General features: G+C 64.9%; 12 protein-coding genes. 8 read left to right on the top strand and 4 right to left on the bottom strand.

All coding sequences use genetic code 11. From position 1 onward, the window contains the following. The first annotated feature begins 2 nt into the window (after nucleotides 1-2). The gene (locus IVB29_RS34765) at nucleotides 3-1,001 is read left to right on the top strand and encodes a Na+-dependent transporter (protein WP_247507935.1); all 999 of its coding nucleotides are present in this window, start codon (nucleotides 3-5) and stop codon (nucleotides 999-1,001) included. Here the strand turns inward: IVB29_RS34765 and IVB29_RS34760 are convergent. After that, nucleotides 998-1,936 carry a GlxA family transcriptional regulator gene (locus IVB29_RS34760; RefSeq protein WP_247507934.1) on the bottom strand — a complete coding sequence of 313 codons (939 nt, stop codon included), beginning with the start codon at nucleotides 1,934-1,936 and terminating at the stop codon, nucleotides 998-1,000. The genes IVB29_RS34765 and IVB29_RS34760 overlap by 4 nt on opposite strands. Before the next feature lie 104 nt (nucleotides 1,937-2,040). On the opposite strand from IVB29_RS34760, the gene IVB29_RS34755 reads away from it, so the two are divergent. Beyond that, on the top strand, nucleotides 2,041-2,727 hold the full coding sequence (locus tag IVB29_RS34755; RefSeq protein WP_247507933.1) for a DJ-1/PfpI family protein: 687 nt from the start codon (nucleotides 2,041-2,043) through the stop codon (nucleotides 2,725-2,727). Nucleotides 2,728-3,210: 483 nt separating this feature from the next. On the opposite strand, the gene IVB29_RS34750 is transcribed toward IVB29_RS34755, so the two are convergent. Next, complete coding sequence (locus tag IVB29_RS34750; protein ID WP_247507932.1) at nucleotides 3,211-3,618, bottom strand: NADH:ubiquinone oxidoreductase subunit NDUFA12; 408 nt, start codon at nucleotides 3,616-3,618, stop codon at nucleotides 3,211-3,213. A 233-nt stretch (nucleotides 3,619-3,851) separates the two neighbouring features. Here IVB29_RS34750 and IVB29_RS34745 point away from each other — a divergent pair, with 233 nt between their 5' ends. Beyond that, entirely contained in the window at nucleotides 3,852-4,514 is a 663-nt protein-coding gene (locus tag IVB29_RS34745) for a BA14K family protein (protein WP_247507931.1), read from the top strand. A 131-nt stretch (nucleotides 4,515-4,645) separates the two neighbouring features. On the opposite strand, the gene IVB29_RS38615 is transcribed toward IVB29_RS34745, so the two are convergent. Beyond that, nucleotides 4,646-5,785, bottom strand: coding sequence for a LuxR C-terminal-related transcriptional regulator (locus tag IVB29_RS38615; RefSeq protein WP_247507930.1), 1,140 nt, complete (start codon nucleotides 5,783-5,785; stop codon nucleotides 4,646-4,648). A gap of 465 nt (nucleotides 5,786-6,250) precedes the next feature. On the opposite strand from IVB29_RS38615, the gene IVB29_RS34735 reads away from it, so the two are divergent. The 4 genes from IVB29_RS34735 to IVB29_RS34720 all read left to right on the top strand — a co-directional run bounded on the left by IVB29_RS34735 (nucleotide 6,251) and on the right by IVB29_RS34720 (nucleotide 13,326). Next, nucleotides 6,251-9,004: an autotransporter outer membrane beta-barrel domain-containing protein gene (locus tag IVB29_RS34735; protein WP_247507929.1), complete on the top strand. Its 2,754-nt coding sequence runs from the start codon at nucleotides 6,251-6,253 to the stop codon at nucleotides 9,002-9,004. A gap of 161 nt (nucleotides 9,005-9,165) precedes the next feature. After that, complete coding sequence (locus IVB29_RS34730; RefSeq protein WP_247507928.1) at nucleotides 9,166-10,320, top strand: LuxR C-terminal-related transcriptional regulator; 1,155 nt, start codon at nucleotides 9,166-9,168, stop codon at nucleotides 10,318-10,320. A gap of 337 nt (nucleotides 10,321-10,657) precedes the next feature. Further along, a complete protein-coding gene (locus IVB29_RS34725; RefSeq protein WP_247507927.1) occupies nucleotides 10,658-11,080 on the top strand; it encodes a response regulator in 423 nt (140 codons plus the stop codon). Then, nucleotides 11,077-13,326 (top strand): CHASE3 domain-containing protein, encoded by a 2,250-nt coding sequence (locus IVB29_RS34720; protein ID WP_247507926.1) that lies wholly within the window; start codon nucleotides 11,077-11,079, stop codon nucleotides 13,324-13,326. The genes IVB29_RS34725 and IVB29_RS34720 overlap by 4 nt, the downstream gene beginning before the upstream one ends. Here the strand turns inward: IVB29_RS34720 and IVB29_RS34715 are convergent. Beyond that, nucleotides 13,323-14,219, bottom strand: a complete 897-nt coding sequence (locus IVB29_RS34715) for a DMT family transporter (RefSeq protein WP_247507925.1) — start codon at nucleotides 14,217-14,219, stop codon at nucleotides 13,323-13,325. The two genes, IVB29_RS34720 and IVB29_RS34715, sit on opposite strands and share 4 nt — an antisense overlap. Before the next feature lie 761 nt (nucleotides 14,220-14,980). Here IVB29_RS34715 and IVB29_RS34710 point away from each other — a divergent pair. Continuing rightward, nucleotides 14,981-18,754: a vitamin B12-dependent ribonucleotide reductase gene (locus tag IVB29_RS34710; protein WP_247508148.1), complete on the top strand. Its 3,774-nt coding sequence runs from the start codon at nucleotides 14,981-14,983 to the stop codon at nucleotides 18,752-18,754. Nucleotides 18,755-18,791 lie beyond the last annotated feature (37 nt).

Below are 18,791 nucleotides of genomic sequence, written 5' to 3'. Positions count from 1 at the left end.
CCATGGCCTCCAATCTTCGAACCATCCTCACGCTCCCCCTGCGCGGCCTGACATGGCTCGGCGACCAGGGCACGCGCGCGGTCGCGGCGATCGCCTTCATCGCACTTGCGGTGCCGCCGCTCGGCGCGCTGCTGCGTCCCTACGTCACCGAGGCGATCCTCTGCCTGCTCTGCATCTCCTTCATGCGCGTCGATTTCGTCGCGCTCTACGGCCATCTCCGCCGTCCCGCGCTGATCGCCAGCGCGACCGCCTGGACCACGATTGGCGTGCCGCTGATCGTCGGGCTGCTGGCCCATGCAACCGGGCTCGACAAAAGCTCGCCCGGCCTTTTCCTCGCACTGATGCTCCAGGGCATGGCCTCACCGATGATGGCCGCGCCGGCTCTCGCAGCGCTGATGGGTCTCGATGCCACGCTTCCCCTGGTCACGCTGGTGACCGCGACCGCACTGGTGCCCTTCACGGCCTCGCTGTTCGCCAGCCTGTTCCTCGGCGGCATGCTCAGCATCTCGCCGCTCGCGCTTGGCGCAAAACTGCTCGGCATCCTCGCGGTATCGCTGATTGGTGCAACCGCAATCCGCTGGATTTTCGGCACTGAGGCGATCCAGCGCCACAAGCGGCCGATCGACGGTTTCAATATCCTCACCCTGCTGGTGTTCGCCTCCGCCGTGATGGGCGACGTCGCCCACGACTTCGTCGCCGACCCCGTGTTCACGATCGGCGTCGCGCTGCTCGCCTTCACGATCTATTTCACGCTGCTCACCGTGACGACACTGATGTTCCGCCGCGCCGGCTATGAGCGCGCCTTCGCGATCGGGCTGATGGTGTCACAGCGCAATCTCGGCCTGATGCTGGCCGCGACCGCCGGCGCGCTGCCGGCCACGACCTGGCTCTACTTTGCACTGACGCAGTTTCCGATTCATCTTGCGCCGTATTTGTTGACGCCGATCGCACGACGCCTGACGGCGCGCGCCCAAGCCGGCACCGTCGCCGAACCGACCTAGCCCGCCCGCGCCGCGCGCCGCAGCGCCTGCGGCGGCTGGCCGAAAGCGCGGATGAAGGCGCGGCGCATCCGTTCGGGGTCGCGGAATCCGGTCGTCTCCGCAACGAGCTCGATCGCCTCGCGTGAGGACTGCACGCGCTCGCGGGCGACTTCGAGCCGCAACCGCTCGATCGCCTTGGACGGCGTCGTGCCGGTCTCGGCGGCGAAGGCGCGGGCAAAATGCCGCGCGCTCATACCGGCGCGATCGGCGAGATCCTCCACCGTCAGCGGCGCGTCGAGATTTTCTCGCGCCCAGGACAGCAGCGCACCGAAGCGGCCGTTCGGCGTCTTCAATTCGAGCAGCGAGGAGAATTGCGACTGGCCGCCGCTGCGGCGATGGTAGAGCACGAGCTGCCGCGCGGTCGCCTGCGCGATCTCCTCGCCGTGGTCCTCGGTGACCATCGCCAGCGCGAGGTCGATCCCCGCCGTGATGCCGGCCGACGTCCACACATTGCCGTCCCGGGTAAAAATCTGGTCCGGCTCGAACTTCACCTTGGGATAGCGCGCTACGAACTCCCGCGTCCGCCCCCAATGCGTAGTGGCGCGGCGTCCGTCGAGCAGGCCTGCTTCTGCGAGCACATAGGCGCCCGAGCAGACGCTGGCGACCCGCACGCCGCGCTTCGCCAGCCGTTGCACGAAAGCGCGCGTGAGCTCGCAGCGCGCGGCGTCCGCCACGCCGGCGCCGCCCGCGATGACCAGTGTCGTGATCGCATTCACCGATTTGAAGTCGCGCGCCATCATCTCCACGCCCGACGAGCTGCGCACCAGCCCCGCCTTCGCCGCCAGCACCCTGAGCGCAAGCGGCTTGCCGCCGGCACGTGCTGCGATCTCGAACACCGAGATCGGACCTGCCGCATCGAGCAGCTGGAAATCCGGGAAGATCAGGATGCCGATCATGGGCCAAGTCCTATGAGATGTCCGAAAGTGAGGGAATTACGCCATTTTGGACAGGAGGACATCATGCCAGTTTGTCGGCGTCAAGCGCTTCATTGGAGGTTCTCATGTCGGCGCCGCTCCAGATCGGACTTTTGGTGTTTCCCCGCGTCACCCAGCTCGACTTCACCGGCCCGTTGCAGGTGTTCTCCATGCTGCCCGACGCCAAACTGCACCTGATCTGGAAGCGGATCGAACCGGTGCCGAGCGATTCCGTCATGGCGTTGACGCCGACCACGACGTTCGCCGACTGCCCGCAGCTGGACGTGATCTGCGTGCCCGGCGGCGGCGGCACCAACGATTTGCTCAACGACGAGGAAGTGCTCGACTTCCTGCGCAAGCAGGCCGACGGCGCCAAATATGTCACCTCGGTCTGCACGGGATCGCTGGCGCTCGGCGCTGCCGGCCTGTTGAAGGGCTACCGCGCCGCCACCCATTGGAGCGCGATGGAGATGCTCAGCCAGTTCGGCGCGACCCCGACCAAGACCCGCGTCTGCGTCGACCGCAACCGCATCACCGGCGGCGGCGTCACCGCAGGCATCGACTTCGCGCTGACGCTGGTGTCGATCCTGCGCGACCGCACCACGGCGGAAGCGATCCAGCTCCAGATGGAATACAACCCCGCCCCGCCGTTCAATGCGGGCTCGCCCGACACTGCGCCCGCCGAGGTGCTGGCGTTGCTGAGAGAGCGTGGCGCGCAAAACCAGGCACACCGCCTGGAAGCGGTGAAGCGGGCGGCCGAACGGGTGATGTAGTCGCTCGCGTGTCCCGGACGCGGCGCGGCACGCAGTGACGCTCCGCAGAGCCGGGACCCAGGAAGCCACACGGGGTGCTGCTGCATGGGCCCGGCTCTGCAGCGCACCGCTGAAGAAGCGCTGCACTGCGTCCGGGGCACGAGACATCCACAAATCCAAAAGAAAAAGGCCGCCCGGTTTCCCGAGCGGCCTTTCCTGTCTCACGGCGGCTGCACATTTCATCGGGCGATTTCGGAGCTTCCAGACCGGGGGCCTATCTCCCGATCGAGTCCTGGTCGGCGGCCGCTGCATTTCGGGACAGTCGCGAACTGTTGCCCGAACCGAACGCGATGGTCTCCCATCTCCGTAAGATGTGACGATTGAGCCGCATCGGCCGCGCCGGCGCAACGCCCGCGCAAGCGGCATCCCCGCTGTTCCCGTTGTCCACAGCGGCATCAGCGGATGCGGATGCATCCAGTCGAAGGGTGGAAGAAGCGCGGACGCCTAGCCGGGTGTCCAGGGCTGATAGTCGCCGGTCGCCTTGGGACGCTTGCCGCCGGCGAGTGTCGAGCCCGAGGGGCGGTAGGCGTTGGCCGTGCCGGTGAGATTCGGCTGGTGCGGCTTTTCCCACTCGCGCGGCTGGTAATTGTCCTGGGTCGGCGGCAGGTCGACGATGTGATGCATCCAGCCGTGCCAGGACGGCGGAATGCGGCTCGCTTCGGCATAGCCGTTATAGATCACCCAGCGCCGCTCGAAGCCGAGCGTCGGATCGATCGCTCCGCCGCGGGTGCGATAGTAAAGGTTTCCCTGCTCGTCCTGGCCGACCAGTTCGCCGTAGCGCTTGGTCCAGAGCTGGGTGCCAAACGTCTGGCCACTCCACCAGGTGAAGAACTTGAGGAAGAATTGTTTCATGCGGCAAGGGCCCTGCTTCGTCAGGTCCTGATGCCATCCGGACGCCGAAATGTCCAGTTCGCCGGGTGCGGCCGTGCCAGCCGCAAATGGGTGACCCGCCGCAAATCGGGCACGATCCGTTCATGCCGGGTACAGCCGCCGCGTGGAAATCTGTCCACACACGCGCACACCAGCGTGACCCTAGGAACTACAGCCCTTTCGAGGGGTTTGCTTCCGGGAAAAGGAGTTTGAACATGAACAATATGAGAGTTCTAGGCGCAGCCGCCGCGCTGGCGCTGATTCTTCCGTTGGCGACGCCGAGCTTCGCGCAGGGCCGTGGTGGACCCGGTGGCGGTGGCGGCGGCGCCCATTTTGGTGGCGGTGGCGGCGGCGCCCATTTTGGTGGTGGCGGCGGTGCTCATTTCGGCGGTGGCGGCGGTGCTCACTTCGGCGGCGGCGGCGGCCCGCGCATGGGCGGCGGCGGTTTTGGTGGCGGTCCGCGGATCGGTGGAGGTGGCGGCAATTTCGCCGCCGGCGCGGCGGTGCGCCCGGGCGGCGGAGCGAACTTTGGCGGCGGTGGCCGTAACTTCGCAGCAGCCGGCAATCACTGGAATGGTGGTGGCGGCAACTGGCACGGGCACGGTGGCGGCTGGCGTCGTCACGGTGGCGGCTTCTGGCCCGGCGTCGCGGCGGGTGCTGCGATCGGCGGCCTCGGCTCCTACGCCTATTACGGCGGCGGGTATTACAACGACCCCTACTATTACGGCGACGACAGCTACTATGACGAGCCGTCAGTGGCGGTCGTGACCGAGGGCGGCGACGATTCGTCGGGCTATTGCGCGCAGCGCTACAAGTCCTACGACCCGGCCTCTGGCACGTATCTCGGCTATGACGGCCAGCGTCATCCCTGCCCGTAACACGGCTTGATCAATGTAGCGCTAAACGGGCGGCGCCGAGTGTCATCGGCGTCGCCCGAACCTTTGAGCTTGCGGCGAGCAATGATGGGGCTTGCGCATGCAAAGAATTACGCTGCAGTCTCCCATCCGGCTTATTGCTCGGACTCGGTCTCCCCTGTCCTCACAACACCCATCGCTGCGATCAGGCCCGCGAGTTCCGCCTGTCGGCCCGTTCCCGTCTTCGCAAACACATGGCGCAGATGGGTCTTGATCGTGTTCGGCGACACCCCGAGCGAGTGCGCGGTCTCGATAACCGTATTCCCCGATGACGCCGCCAGCGCGACCCGCGCTTCAGCGTGGGTCAGACCGTAGGCATCCATGATCTGGCCCAGTGGAATTGAACGGCGGTTGGCAGGGTCGATGACGAACAACATCACGGCGGCATCCTTCACCCCGACGTCGGAGAGCCTCCCGAGCTCCTTGCTCCGGATCGACGAGACAAGAATTGTCAAGAGCCGGCCATTGACGTCGCGTGGCAGGCTCATCGCGCCGCCGGCGGATCCCTGCAGTGCGGCGCGGATCAACTCGTTGAGCCGCTGGGAATGCGCCGGTGAATCGGTCGCGATGGGCTGCTGCAACCGTACCGCCCCCTGCTCCGCTATCCGTCGCGCCGCGCCATTGGTGAACAGCACGAGCGCCTTGCGGTCGAGCACGATGACGCCATCGGCGAGCCGGTCGAGAGCATCGAACGATGCGTGTTGCATGGCGATATAGCCGTCGATCCGAAATCCAAGCGTCACCGACCGGCACAAATGCGGTGACAACCGCTCCAGAAGCCGCTGCTCGTCGCGATCGAACGGCCCCCGCCGCACGCTGCGACATATGTTGAAGGCGGCACGAAAATCATTGCGCGCCGCCAGCGCCATCATTCCGTTGTGCGCGACCTCCTGCGGCCTCAGCACCTCGTCGTAGAACGCGGATGCCTGAAGCTCCGCCAACGGGATTGCTTCGTCGGACAGCACCAGCCGCCCGACGGGTTGCCGCTCCATGTACTGCGACCAGGGATTCTGCATGTGCCGCTCCTGATAGGCGCGGTTGCACTCTTCGTTCAGGCGGCCGTTGTAATCGAAATAGATGCGCTCGGCGGACAGAGACTGGCCGAACAAAATCCCGCCCTCGCTCCGCGTCAGATCGGCGATCGCCGTAAGCGCATGGGGCCACAGGTCGTTCTCGGCCGCGGCGTCGTAGATGAGGTCGAGGACCTTCTCGATCTGGTCGCCGGAAAAATTCACCGCACTTCCCTGCCCAAGGCTGCCGACAGCAACCGGCTGTCCAAACAGTCTGGGGACGCAACGTGATAATAACACGACGCGCGATTTGAAGCCTCACCCATAGGGGTTAGATGGCAGCGAGGAATTTCATGGCAGCCTCGCCGCAGTGTCCTCATCGTCGCGACGTGACCTACGGTGCCCACTTTCCGAGCAAGGGGCTCATTCGAAAAGCACGGTCGCAACTGTGCTCTGCGCGACACGGCTGCAGCCAAAGCGATACGGCCTCACCCGGGTGGGCGACGCGGCGAACATTGCTGATCGATATCCACGTTGCTGACGATTGCGCGGCGCGAGTCGAGACGTCCGCGCAAGGCCGTAACGAAGAGTGGAATTGGAATGCCACGATCAGATCGAGGGAACTACGAACCCGGCATCAGCCATTGTTTTGCGCGCAATCGCTTCCTTGCGCGATATGTCGCAGGACCGTTGATCATTTCGGCCACGCTGCTCGCAAGCCAGTCGGCTCGCGCGGACTGCACACCGCAGGCAGCCGGTCAATCGAGCCTGGTTGCGACCTGCACCGGAACGACGACCAATCAGGGCGGTGGCGCTCCCGGCACGAGCGCCGGCGCCAATGGTTATGGAACCGCCGCAGAGAACGCGATCGTCACAGTCGAAAGCGGGGCTACCGTCAGCGGCACGGCGCCCAACGCGCGAGGCATCTATCTCGGCCAGGGGACGGTGATCAACAGAGCCGGTGGCACGATTACAGGCGACCAGGCCGCAATCGCCACCGGTGGAACAAATGACCTGAACATTCAGAATTCCGGCATTATCCAAGGCAACGGCTTTGGCATCGACGGATTGGGTCAGACCACCGTGACCAACAACGCAGGGGGGGCAATCACCGGCACGGCGTATGGCGTGTCCGGCACGACGCTGATCCTCGAAAATTACGGGACTATCACGGGCACGAATTACGGTGGAGCGGCCGGCTTTCTCGCCAGCACGATCACAAATTACGCCGGGGGCACCATCACGGGAAGCTCCTACGGTGTGACAGTCAACCAGGCCGGCAACATCGGCAATTACGGGACCATCACGGGCGTGGGCCCGTTCGTCCAGGCTGCCATCGGCGTCGGCGCCAATTCGCTCATCAACAATTTTGCCGGCGGTATCATTTCCAGCAGCGCCCAGGCCGCCATAAGGGTCGGTGCAGACAGCGCGATCTACAACAGCGGCACCATCAGCGGCTTTGTCTACGGCATCCATTCGAACCCCGGCGCCGGCGGCGTGTCGGTCTACAATGCAGGCAGCATCAGCGCCACTTTGATTGACGGCAACACAGGTGCCATCGATGCGATCCTGTTCGAAGGCACCGGCAACAAGCTGACGATTGCACCGGGATCGAGCATTTCGGGCGCGGCGATCGGCACCGGCAACGACACGTTCGAGCTCGGTGGCGGCGGCGCGGCGACCTTCGACGTCTCGCAGCTCAGTCCGACCGGACAATATCGCGGCTTCGGCACGTTCAAGAAGGCCAACCAGTCGGTCTGGACCCTGACCGGCACCAGCACCTTCGCGGGCCCGGTCCAGATCGACGGCGGCACGCTGCTGGTCAGCGGCGATATCTCGTCGGCCAGCGGCGTCACCGTCAATTCCAGCGGCGTGCTGGGCGGCACGGGCACCGTCGGTAACGTCGCCGTCAACGGCGGCACGCTGGCGCCCGGCCAGTCGATCGGAACACTGAACGTGACGGGCAGCCTTTCGTTCACGGCGGCTTCGACCTACCTGATCGAGCTCTCGCCCACCTCCGCCGATCGCACGAATGTCGCGGGCGTGGCCACTCTCGCAGGCGCAACCGTGCAGGCGGTTTTCGCACCGGGCAGCTACGTCAGCCGGCAATACACGATCCTCAGCGCCGCGGGTGGCCTCAACGGCAGCTTCGGCGCGCTCAACACCAACCTGTCCCCTAATTTCAGCACCAGCCTGAGCTACGACGCCAACAACAAGGACGTCTATCTCGACCTCGTCCTTCACTTCGCAATTCCCGGCGGCCTCAACGCCAATCAGCAGAACGTCGGCAATGCACTGACCAATGCCTTCAACTCGAACGGCGGCATTTCCAGCATCTACGCCGCCCTGAGCGCGGCTGGCCTCACCCAGGCCGCGGGCGAGACCGCCACCGGTAGCCAGCAGGCAACCTTCAACGCCATGAGCCAGTTCATGGGCGTCCTGACCGATCCCTTCATCGCCGGACGCGGCGAGACCGCGACGCCGTCAGGCACCTCATCTTTCGCGGCCGACGATACCCGCCGCGGAACATCCCGGCCGGAACGTGACGCCTATGCCCTGATGTTCGCGAAGGCACCGATCGCGCAAACCCACGATCCGCGCTGGAGCGTATGGGCGGCCGGCTTCGGCGGCTCGCAGACGACCGACGGCAACACCTCGCTCGGCAGCAACAACACGACGAGCAGTCTTGCCGGCGTGGCAGTCGGCGCCGACTATCGCTTGTCCCCCGACACTGTTGCAGGTTTTGCGCTCGCCGGCGGCGGGACGAGCTTCTCCGTCGACAACAGCGGCCACGGCCGGTCCGACCTGTTCCAGGCGGGCGCGTTCGTGCACCACAAATCCGGCCCCGCCTATGTCTCGGCGGCGCTGGCCTACGGCTTTCAGGACATCACCACCGACCGCATCGTGACGATCGCCGGCGCCGACCGCTTGCATGCCGCGTTCAATGCCAATGCCTATTCAGGCCGCATCGAAGGCGGCTACCGCTTCGCGACACCTTGGCTGGGCGGCCTCGGCCTCACGCCCTATGCCGCCGGCCAGTTCACCACCTTCGATCTGCCTGCCTATGCGGAATCGGCCCTGGTGGGCACGCCGGCATTTGCACTCGCCTACGGCGCGAAGAGCGTCACCGACGGTCGGAGTGAGCTCGGCGTGCGCAGCGACAAATCTTTTGCCTTAGCCAACGCAATGCTGACGTTGCGCGGCCGGCTCGCATGGGCCCATGATTTCAACGCAGATCGCTCGGCCGCCGCGACATTTCAGGCGCTGCCGGGCGCTAGCTTCGTCGTCAACGGCGCGGCCCAGCCGCACGATTCAGCGCTCACGACTGCATCGGCCGAAATGCGATGGACGAACGGCTGGTCCGCTGCCGCCACGTTCGAAGGCGAATTCGCCGACACGGTTCGCAGCTACACCGGCAAGGGCGTGGTGCGTTACGCGTGGTGATCAAGACGGAGCACGGGACCTGCTTGCCGCTTGATGGACTGGGGGCGCGCTTCGCGGAACGAAGCTCGCCCGAACTCGAAGCGATGCAAATTTGAGCACGAACTGTCACCTGGCCGGGTTACATTCAGGGTTGAGCGCGCATTCGTCCGGAGCATCAATCTTTGGAAGCCAGCCTGCTTGACCTGATCTACGGCGCGGTTGCCGATTCCCAGCGCTGGGACGATGTCCTCGTCGGCGTGGCCGATCATCTGGGTGCGGTCGGAGGCATGCTGGCGTATGTCCCTCCGCGGGGAAGCGGACAGCCTCCCACTCAGATTCTAGGCCGCCTGCCGGAGGAGCCGTCCACGATCTTTCGCGAGCACTACGCCTGGAATCCATGGACCGAGGCCGTCACGAAAGTCCCGTTCGGAAAGGCCGTCAGCGCCAACTCCCTGGTTGAGCCCGGCTCGATTCAGAAGACCGCGTTCTATGCCGATGTGCTCGCACCATGGGGGCATGCTGATATCCTGGACATCAACTACCGGGGATTTGCGGTTGACGGCAGTGTCGGTGGCTTTGGCTTTTGCCTCTCCGAGCGCGGCATCGACGAGACGGATCGCCGCGTTCGTCTGCTCGACGACCTGAGCCCACATCTCTGCCGCGCGCTCGATGCCTCGCTCCTGCTCGGCGAGCGCGCGGACGGACGGCGGCAATTGTCCGCCATTCTCGATCTGATGCCGAACGCCGCGATCCTTCTCGATCGTCACGGCCGTGTCACTCAGACCAACCGCGCCGCGGAAGCCTTGCTTCGTCGATCGGACGGGATCGTCTACGATGCCACGGGCAGCCTCCAGATCGCTGCTGCGTTGACCGAGGAGCGGCCGGCGCTGTCGCGTGCCCTGAAGGACGCTCTCGGCGTCGCCTCCGGTCTCGGCACATCGTTGTCCGAGCCGGTTCGCATCAGCCGCCCGTCCGGCGCCGCCCCCTTGCTGGTGCTGGCGGTTCCTCTGCCGCGATCGTCATTTCCATTCTCGGACTTGGTGGCGCAGGCTCGCGTGCTGGTCGCGATCATCGATCCCGCGGCGAAGTCGCGTGCCACCGCCTCGGCAATCCAGGCAGCTTATGGCCTCACCGGCGCAGAGGCGCGCGTCGCGTTGCTGCTTGCGAGCGGCGTTGCCGGCGCGCACATGCCCGCGATCCTCGGGGTGAGTTCCCAGACGGTCAAGACCCATCTGCGTCATTGCTTCGAAAAGACCGGCACACATTCACAGCTCGAGCTGTCGCGCCTGTTCGCGTTGCTTCCGCCGATTGGAGCCAGCGACGAGGGAACACCTTAGCGACCAAGGAACACGTCCTTCGGGAGGCCGGCTCCCGATTTTTATTCAATATGGTCTCAACCGTGCTGCTAGGCTTGGCAGAACCCCTCCGCCGGCTTGTCTTAGCCTAGAGGGTAAGGCGCCGGCGCTGCCTGCGATGATTGCTGGGTGACCGGAAACGCCGTCGAATGCTGCGCGAGGAGCTTCGACCATGCCTGTCATGCCAAGAGGAGCGGGAACCCGAAAGACAGTATGCACTGCACCGTGCATACCTACCCCTATCCAATCCAAAATTGACCCGACGCGCGATTCACCTGTATCACCGATCACGGTGGGACTTCGATTGCTGGGAAATGTGATGCCGCGCATCCTCGTGGTAGACGACGATCCGATGGTCGGCGCGACCATCGAGGTCCTCCTTCAACGCCAGGGCTTCGACGTCACGCTGGCCGATGGTGGTGAAACGGGGCTGTCTGCGCTCGAAGCGCAGGCGTTTGATGTGATGCTGGTCGACATCTTCATGCCGCATATGCGCGGCTTCGAATCCATCCGCATCTTTCACGAGCGCGCGCCCGCGATCCCGCTGATCGCGATGTCCGGCTATGCCTTTGCCTCGTCCGCCTCGCCTACTCCCGATTTCCTGCGCATGGCGCTGGAGCTCGGCGCAACGCGCTGCCTGCGCAAGCCGTTCTCGCCGGACGCGCTGCTGACCACCATCCGGGAATGCCTCGCCGATACGGGCGGGAACGCACAGCCGAAGGACAAGAAAGAAGTCCCTTGATCCCAACGCAGCGCGTCATTCTCGGTGCTGGACTTGCCATCCTCCTGATCATCACCGCAGCCTCGATCGGCCTCGACGTCAAGTCGCGCTCTGACGCGGCCTGGGTCAACAATACGGTCCAGGTGCTGAAGAAGATCTCGGATCTGCGCGTGCTGATGCGCCGCGCCGAGAGCGCCGCACGCGGCTACGAGATCTACCGCAGTTCGAGCTTCAGCGACGAGTTCCAGGCGGTCCACGCCCAGATCGCGCCGGCACTCGCCGACCTCAAGCGTGGCGTGCGTGACAATCCCGATCAGGTCATGCTGCTGGAGGGCACCGAGCCGCTGGCGCTGCGCCGGATCGAAATCGCCGCCGAGGCGATCCGGCTGCGCACCGCGAACGACCTCGCCGGCGTTGCCGCGCTCCAGGGCAAGGGCGAAGGCCGCGGCCTGATGGACACGGTGATGGGCAATCTCGACCTTCTGAGCGCGGCAGAAGAACGCTTGCTCGCCGCGCGTTCGCAGGATTCGCGCCGCACCGGCATCGTCCTGCTCGGCATCGACGTGATCGGCGCGCTGGTGATCCTGCTGCTGGTGGTGATGACGATGCGCGAGAGCCAGCGCACCCAGGTCGCGCTGAAAAGCACGCTGCTGGAGACCACGGCGGAGAAGCATCAACTCGAGGCCGCGGTCGCCGAGCGTACCGGGCATCTCGTCACCGCCCATGACGAGCTGCGCCTGTCGGTCAATGTGCTCCAGAGCACCTTTCGCAGCATGGCGGAGGCGGTGCTGGTCATCGACGCAGAGAGCACCGTCCTTCTGTCCAATCCGGCCGCCGAGCGCATGCTGCTGCATCGCACCGGCATGAATCTCGGCAATCTGCGCGCGCTATCCGACGTCTACTATGGCGACGGCGTCACGCCGCTCAAGGCCGACGAGCTGCCGTCCGTGCGCGTGCTGCGCGGCGAGCAGTTCGAGAATCTCGAGATGATCGTCCGCCCACACAGCGGCGGCCCTCCGCGTCATCTCATGATCAGCGGCCGGCCGATGCGCGATGGCAAGGGCAACGTCTCGGGCGCGGTGCTGGTCTATCACGATGCGACCACCTCGCGCGAGACCGAGCGGCAACTGCACCAGTCGCAGAAGCTGGACGCGATCGGCAAGCTGACCGGCGGCGTCGCGCACGACTTCAACAACATGCTGACCGTCATCTCCGGCAACACCGAGACGCTGGTGGCAAGCCTGAAGCAGCAGCCCGAGCTGCAGCGCGCGGCGCGCCTGATCGACGATGCCGCCGAGCGCTGCGCCGAGCTGATCCAGCATCTGCTCGCCTTCGCGCGCAAGCAGCCGCTCCGGCCGCGCAATGTCGAGATCAACGCGGCGATATCGGATGTCGCAAAACTGCTGCGCCCCACCCTCGGCGAGCAGATCCAGATCGAGACCGTGCTGGAACAGGGACCGATGACGGCGCATATCGATCCGTCCACGCTGACCAATGCCGTGCTCAACATGGCGATCAACGCCCGCGACGCGATGCCGAACGGCGGCAAGCTGCTGCTGGAGACCCACCGCGTCGTGCTGGATGAGGCCTATGCGCAGGCCAATGCGGAGGTCCGGCCCGGCCCTTACGTGATGCTCGCGGTCAGCGATACCGGCACCGGCATGCCCCTGGATGTCCAGGAGAAGGCGTTCGAGCCGTTCTTCACCACCAAGGAGGTCGGCAAAGGAAGTGGCCTCGGCCTCTCCATGGTCTACGGCTTCGTCAAGCAGTCCGGCGGCCACATCAAGATCTACAGCGAGGAAGGCCACGGCACCACGATCAAGCTCTATCTGCCGCCCGGCGAAGGCACGACGGACGTGGCCGCTTCCGTCGCGGCGCAGGCCGAAGGCGGCGCCGAGACCATTTTCGTGGTCGAGGACGATCCGCTGGTGCGCAACTTCGTCACCGCGCAACTCCAGAGCCTCGGCTACAAGACCGTCGCCGCCGCCGACAGCCGCGCTGCGCTGCAATTGATCGAGGCCGGCCAGCCGTTTGATCTGCTGTTCACCGACGTCGTCATCCCCGGCGGCATGAGCGGACGCGAGCTCGCCGACGAGGTGGCGAAACGGCGCCCCGGTCTGAAGGTGCTCTACACCTCCGGCTACACCGACAACGCCATCGTCCACCACGGCAAGCTCGACGATGGCGTGCTGCTGCTGACAAAACCCTACCGCCGCAACCGGCTCGCCGAGATGATCAGGAAGGCGCTGGGCGGGGTGAGCTCCTAACGCGTCGCCAGCACCACGGCGGTCAACGTGAACACCAACGCCGCGATCTGGCCTGGCCCCAGCGGCTCGTGCAGGGCCAGCGCGGAGGCGACGACGCCGATCACCGGCACCGCCATCGTTCCGATCGCCGCCACCGACGCCGGCAACCGCGCCAGCGCTGCGAACCAGCTGACATAGGCGATGCAGAACTGCACCACGGTCGAATAGACCAGCAGCCACCAGCCGACCGGCGTCACCAATTCGAGATGCGTCGTCTCGATCCATAGGCCGATGATGGAGATCGGCAGGCAGCCGATGCCGATCTGCCAGGCCGCGGCCGTGATCGGCGGCAGGCGGATCGGATACTTCTTCGAGAACACCGTGCCGATGGCGAAGCCGAGCGCGCCGAACAGCGCCATGATGATTCCCGGCAGTTTTTCCACGCTAGCCGCAAAGCCGTTGCCGCCCATGATCGAGGCAAGCCCGACAAAGGCCATCACCAGCCCCAGCGTGCGCAAGAGCGTCGGCCGCTCGCCCAGCACCGGCCAGGCGATGATCGAGGCCCAGACCGGCATGGTGTAGGCGATCAGCGCCGCCTCGCTCGCGGGAAGCCAGAGCAGCGCCAGGCCCATCAGCACCATCCAGCCGGTGACGTTGAGCATCGCGGCCGTGATCAGGCGCGGCCAGATCGCGGGGTCGACCTTGAGGCTCTGCCGTCGCATCACCGCCAGCGCCGCCAGCAGACAAGCTCCGAGCACGCCGGTCACCCCGCGAAGCGTCAGCGGCGGCAGCTCGGAGAGCAGGAATTTCGTCACCGGCCAATTGAAGCCCCAGCCGATCGAGGTGATCGCGAGGAACATCAGGCCGGGCGGGGCAATGCGTGGCCGCAGCACCGGGCGAGTCGAATCAAGCATGTGGGTATCCGGCAGAAAACGAGGTCAGCTTGGCGCGGATTCGGCTCCCCCACCACCACCTCGGCGGGCATGCCTGCCCTCACCTTCCGTAGCGCTACGTGAGTCCCCCTGGCGCAACCCCGGACCTCAAAAATATACCTGCCCTGTGAAGAGCGGGGTGAAGGGTCCGGAACACCACGGGATGCAAATTTTTTCGATTGGGAATCCCTGAGGACTCACTGATACTTGGCTCAACAACAGGTGCGGGCTTGCCCCCTGTTATCCCCCGCAATCCACCATATTTAGTATTTGATTCAGGAACTCGCACTAGTTCTTGACGGGCGCAATGGAGAGTCCTAGTTTTCGATCCGTTCGGCGCGAGTGAGTTTGCGTCCCGCCGGCACTCCCCCAAAGGGTCTCGCAAAACTGCACTCCGCCAAGCCAGACGAAGGCAGCGGGAGAAGGGCTTGTCTGCCCGCCGATAGCGGACTTCCAGGGCGCCAGAACGGGCCGGCAACAGGCTCGGATGGCATCGGTAGACGTTGTGATGTTGTGGGGCGTTGAACGCATGTCGGGCTCATCCCCTTGGGGGCGGATGGATCTGGACATGCCGGCCGGCAGACGGTGCGTGCACCGATCGACCGCCGGGAGAACAAGGGCCGGGTCCACCGGCTGAACTGCGAAGCCTTCAAGGCCACAAGGCCGGCGGGATTCGCGAAATGAAATATCGATCCGGTCGCCTTGCGGAGGCGATCCGGCACAAAATAGGACGGGGCAAGACCATGCGGATCGAACGGCGCCACACCACCCAGGGACAGTCACCTTACGCGGGAATCGAATTCCGCCAGACCACGTCGGAGATCCGGAATCCCGACGGCTCGGTCGTGTTCAAGCTTGAGGGCGTCGAGGTCCCGACCGAATGGTCGCAGGTCGCCTCCGACGTGCTCGCCCAGAAATATTTCCGGAAAGCGGGCGTCGCCGCGCGCCTGAAGAAGGTCGAGGAGGAATCCGTTCCCTCCTTCCTGTGGCGCTCCGTGCCCGACACCGAGGCGCTCGCCGCTCTCCCCGAGAAAGAGCGCTATGTCAGCGAGCTCAGCGCAAAACAGGTGTTCGACCGTCTCGCCGGCTGCTGGACCTATTGGGGCTGGAAGGGCAACTACTTCTCCTCCGACGAGGACGCGCAGACGTTCTACGACGAGCTCCGCTACATGCTGACCATGCAGATGGTCGCGCCGAACTCGCCGCAATGGTTCAACACCGGACTGCACTGGGCCTATGGCATCGACGGCCCCGGCCAGGGCCATTATTACGTCGACCCCTTCACCGGCAAGCTGACCCGGTCGAAATCCTCCTACGAGCATCCGCAGCCGCACGCCTGCTTCATCCAGGGCGTCGGTGACGACCTCGTCAACGAAGGCGGCATCATGGACCTCTGGGTCCGCGAAGCCCGCCTGTTCAAATACGGCTCCGGCACCGGCTCCAACTTCTCCCGCCTGCGCGGCGAAGGCGAGCGCCTGTCCGGCGGCGGCCGCTCGTCCGGCCTGATGAGCTTCCTCAAGATCGGCGACCGCGCCGCCGGCGCCATCAAGAGCGGCGGCACCACGCGCCGCGCCGCCAAGATGGTCGTCGTCGACGCCGATCACCCCGATATCGAGACCTATATCGACTGGAAGGTGAAGGAGGAGCAGAAGGTTGCAGCTCTGGTCACCGGCTCCAAGATCAACCAGAAGCACCTCAAGCTGGTGCTGAAGGCCTGCGTCAACTGCGAAGGCTCGGGCGACGATTGTTTCGACCCCGAGAAGAACCCGGCGCTGCGCCGCGAGATCAAGCTCGCGCGCCGTTCGCTCGTGCCCGACAACTACATCAAGCGCGTCATCCAGTTCGCCAAACAGGGCTACAAGGACATCCAGTTCGACGTCTACGACACCGACTGGGATTCCGAAGCCTACCTCACGGTATCGGGCCAGAACTCCAACAACTCGGTCTCGCTGAAGGACGATTTCCTCCGCGCCGTCGAAACCGACGGCGACTGGAATCTGGTCGGACGCACCACCAAGAAGATCACCAAGACGCTGAAGGCGCGCGACCTCTGGGAAAAGATCGGTTACGCCGCCTGGGCGTCGGCCGACCCGGGCCTGCACTTCAACACCACCATGAACGACTGGCACACCTGCAAGGCGTCCGGCGACATCCGCGCGTCGAATCCGTGCTCGGAATACATGTTCCTGGACGACACGGCGTGCAACCTTGCCTCCGCCAACCTGCTGACGTTCTACAACACCGACACGAAGCACTTCGACGTCGAGGGTTATGAGCATCTCTGCCGGCTCTGGACCATCGTGCTCGAAATCTCCGTGATGATGGCGCAGTTCCCGTCGAAGGCGATCGCCGAACTCTCCTACGAGTTCCGCACGCTGGGCCTCGGCTATGCCAATATCGGCGGCCTGCTGATGACCATGGGTCTGTCCTACGACAGCAAGGAAGGCCGTGCGATCGCCGGCGCGCTGACCGCCGTGATGACCGGCATCACCTACAAGACCTCGGCGGAGATGGCGTCCGAGCTCGGCACTTTCCCCGGCTACAAGAAGAACGCCGCGCACATGCTGCGCGTGATCCGCAACCACCGCCGCGCCGCTCACGGCGAGACCTCTGGCTACGAGGCGCTCTCCGTCCACCCGGTGCCGATGGACCTCGTCTCCTGCCCGCAGAAGGACCTCGTCACCCACGCGCAGGCGGCTTGGGATGCGGCGCTCGAGCTCGGCGAGAAGCACGGCTATCGCAACGCCCAGACCACTGTGATCGCGCCGACCGGTACGATCGGGCTGGTCATGGATTGCGACACCACCGGCATCGAGCCTGATTTCGCGCTGGTGAAATTCAAGAAGCTCGCCGGCGGCGGCTACTTCAAGATCATCAACCGCGCGGTCCCCGCAGCGCTGCGCGCGCTCGGCTATCGCGAAGCCGATATCGCGGAGATCGAGGCCTATGCCGTCGGCCACGGCTCGCTCTCCAACGCCCCCGGCATCAACGCCTCGACGCTGAAGTCCAAGGGCTTTACGGACGAAGCGATCGCCAAGGTCGAGAAGGCGCTGCCGACCGCCTTCGACATCAAGTTCGCCTTCAACAAATGGACCTTTGGCGAAGACTTTATTCGCGACCAGTTGGGCATCAGCGCTGAAGCCATTGCAGCCCCCGGCTTTGACCTGCTCCAGGCGGTCGGATTTACAAAACGCGAGATCGAGGCGGCCAATGTCCACATCTGCGGCGCGATGACGGTCGAAGGGGCCCCGCATCTGAAGGCGGAACATTATTCCGTGTTCGATTGCGCCAACCCCTGCGGCAAAGTTGGAAAGCGTTATCTGTCGGTCGAGAGCCACATCCGCATGATGGCGGCAGCGCAGCCCTTCATTTCGGGTGCGATCTCCAAGACCATCAACATGCCGAACGATGCGACCGTGGAGGATTGCAAGTCCGCCTACATGCTGTCGTGGAAGCTGGCGCTGAAGGCCAACGCGCTCTATCGCGACGGCTCGAAGCTCAGCCAGCCGCTCAACTCGCAGCTCATCGCCGATGATGAGGACGAGGACGATGCGGTCGAGAGCCTCTACGACAAGCCGATGGCGGCGCGGACCGCGCAGGTCTCGGAAAAGATCGTCGAGAAGCTGGTCGAGCGCATCATCGTGATGCGCGAGCGCGAGAAGATGCCGGATCGCCGCAAGGGCTACACCCAGAAGGCGGTCGTCGGCGGCCACAAGGTGTACTTGCGGACCGGCGAATATGACGACGGCCGCATCGGCGAGATCTTCATCGACATGCACAAGGAAGGCGCGGCACTGCGCTCCTTCATCAACAATTTTGCGATCGCGGTCTCCCTCGGTCTGCAATACGGCGTGCCGCTCGAAGAATATGTCGACGCCTTCACCTTCACCCGCTTCGAGCCGGCGGGCCCCGTGCAGGGCAACGACAGCATCAAGTACGCAACTTCGATCCTCGACTATGTCTTCCGCGAACTGGCGGTGAGCTATATGTCGCGCTTCGATCTCGCCCATGTCGATCCGACCGAGTCGAACTTCGACGCGCTCGGCAAGGGCGTCGAGGAAGGCAAGGAGCCGGAGGAGCCGAACCACCAGGCGAACAGGCTGGTGTCGCGCGGCCTCACGCGCTCCCGCACCGACAATTTGTTCGTGATGCGTGGCGGCGCCGCCGCGATCGCATCCGGCAATGACAGTGCGCCCGCCGGCGGCAGCAAGGTCACCTCGCTCGCCTCCCACGGCGCCACCGCCCGCGGCGCCGGCGATGCCCTGGAAGGCGCGGTCGCGCTGAAGCAGGAAGTCAGCCACGATTTGTCCCCCACGGAGAAGCTCGAAGCCCTCCAGTGGAGCAAGTCCGGCAGCGCCGCCCAGACCGCTGTCCCCAGCAAGGCCGAGCGCCGCGCGGAAGCCAAGGCCAAGGGCTACGAAGGCGAGATGTGCGGCGAGTGCGGTAACTTCACGCTGGTGCGGAATGGCACGTGCATGAAGTGCGATACTTGCGGCAGCACGACGGGGTGTTCGTGAGCAACTAGAACGCAACAGCTATCGTCATGATCTGGGT

The sequence above is a fragment of the Bradyrhizobium sp. 1 genome (assembly GCF_023073315.1).
Lineage (GTDB): Bacteria > Pseudomonadota > Alphaproteobacteria > Rhizobiales > Xanthobacteraceae > Bradyrhizobium.
Note: the sequence above shows the minus strand (reverse complement) of the source record. Positions and strands in the feature narration are given on the sequence as shown.

Bases quoted from the DNA above. Each gene is read 5' to 3' on its own strand.
- IVB29_RS34760 (WP_247507934.1), bottom strand. From the start codon at position 1,936: ATGATCGGCATCCTGATCTTCCCGGATTTCCAGCTGCTCGATGCGGCA.
- IVB29_RS34725 (WP_247507927.1), top strand. From the start codon at position 10,658: ATGCCGCGCATCCTCGTGGTAGACGACGATCCGATGGTCGGCGCGACC.
- IVB29_RS34750 (WP_247507932.1), bottom strand. From the start codon at position 3,618: ATGAAACAATTCTTCCTCAAGTTCTTCACCTGGTGGAGTGGCCAGACG.
- IVB29_RS34765 (WP_247507935.1), top strand. From the start codon at position 3: ATGGCCTCCAATCTTCGAACCATCCTCACGCTCCCCCTGCGCGGCCTG.
- IVB29_RS34710 (WP_247508148.1), top strand. From the start codon at position 14,981: ATGCGGATCGAACGGCGCCACACCACCCAGGGACAGTCACCTTACGCG.
- IVB29_RS34755 (WP_247507933.1), top strand. From the start codon at position 2,041: ATGTCGGCGCCGCTCCAGATCGGACTTTTGGTGTTTCCCCGCGTCACC.
- IVB29_RS34745 (WP_247507931.1), top strand. From the start codon at position 3,852: ATGAACAATATGAGAGTTCTAGGCGCAGCCGCCGCGCTGGCGCTGATT.
- IVB29_RS34715 (WP_247507925.1), bottom strand. From the start codon at position 14,219: ATGCTTGATTCGACTCGCCCGGTGCTGCGGCCACGCATTGCCCCGCCC.